Here is a 704-nt window from a genome sequence, read left to right as displayed (position 1 = left end):
CTGCTGGATCGTGCCGCACAGGCGACCATGCGGCGCGCGGGCGCCATCGGCGCAAGCGCCAACCGGATCACGCTCTGGCGTGACGCGGACGGGGACGGCAAGGCAGAACAGCGCGAAGTCTTCCTGGATGGCCAGAACCAGCCCTTCGGCATGGCGCTGGTCGAAGGCACCTTCTATGTCGGCAACACCGACGGGATCGTCGCCTTCCCCTACGAGGAGGGAGCGACGCGGCTGACCGGCACCGGGCGCAGGCTGGTCACGTTCAAGCCGAATGGGCATTGGACCCGCAGCCTGATCGTCTCTCCTGACAGGACGCGGATCTATGCCGGCGTCGGATCCCTGAGCAATATCGGCGACAACGGCATGGAGGCGGAGGAGGGCCGCGCAGCCATCTGGGAACTGGACCTCCGGACCGGGAGGGCGCGCATCTTTGCCTCGGGGCTGCGCAATCCTGTCGGGCTGGCATGGGAGCCGAGGACCCAAACGCTGTGGACGGTCGTGAACGAGCGTGACGGCTTGGGCGACGAGACGCCGCCGGATTACCTGACCTCCGTCCAGGACGGAGGCTTCTACGGCTGGCCCTATGCCTACTGGGACAGGATCTTGGATGACGGGGTCGAACAGGACCCCGGGATGGTGGCGCGCGCGATCACGCCCGATTATGCGCTTGGCGGCCATACTGCGTCCCTCGGACTGTGCTGGAT

General features: G+C 66.9%; 1 protein-coding gene. It reads left to right on the top strand.

Features of this window, described 5'->3' with window-relative positions:
* Nucleotides 1-704: PQQ-dependent sugar dehydrogenase (locus AB4091_RS21795; RefSeq protein WP_442294993.1), on the top strand; the 704-nt coding region annotated here is incomplete at both ends.

It is taken from the genome of Terrabacter sp. 2RAF25 (assembly GCF_052115265.1).
Lineage (GTDB): Bacteria > Actinomycetota > Actinomycetes > Actinomycetales > Dermatophilaceae > Terrabacter.
This window is presented reverse-complemented; position numbering and strand designations above follow the sequence as displayed.